Here is a 579-nt window from a genome sequence, read left to right as displayed (position 1 = left end):
CCCCATGACGTGGGACTTGTCGGATCAAAATTTGGACTACCTGTTACTTTTGTCGTCTGCCTTTCCATTAAATTCTTCCTTTTTGTTGCCTTTTTTTCTTGGTTTTACGAATTTCCACCGCGCTATATCGCGAAGACTGAGTTTCCCTGTTAAAATTAAATAGAGAGGATATATAAGTAAAATTTCTACGACGCTTTCAGCGATATGCATTATTTTAATTATGTATTCCATTATCAATTACTTTTCCATTTTACTCATTCAATGGGTTGTCATATTATACCGAGCTTACAAAATAAATTCCTAGCCAAATTCCATAATTCCAGCATCGCAATCGAACTTCATCCTTAAGTTCGATAGGTATTCGAACTCTTCTTTGTGTTTTTCTTTCCATTTGGATGGGTTGATGCGAATGACGTCATCAGCGCTCAATGCTCTGGTTCCGAAAAAAATCGCGGCCTCAGCAAAGCTGGCGTCACTAAGATAAAAATTACCAAGTGAACGGGCCTCAATCGCTGACCTTACGTTCTCGACAAACTCTGGGCATCGATTTGTTCTAAGGAACTCGACTTTGACGTAGGT

Annotated in this window: 1 protein-coding gene; it reads right to left on the bottom strand. The window is 39.2% G+C overall.

What is annotated here, in order from left to right; all coding sequences use genetic code 11:
- Positions 1-300: 300 nt before the first annotated feature.
- Positions 301-579, bottom strand: a 279-nt coding sequence (locus AC1DT3_RS23665; protein WP_477467585.1) for a hypothetical protein, incomplete at its 5' end; no start/stop codon positions are given.

Source organism: Microvirga sp. P4_G7, from assembly GCF_056401005.1.
Note: the sequence above shows the minus strand (reverse complement) of the source record. Positions and strands in the feature narration are given on the sequence as shown.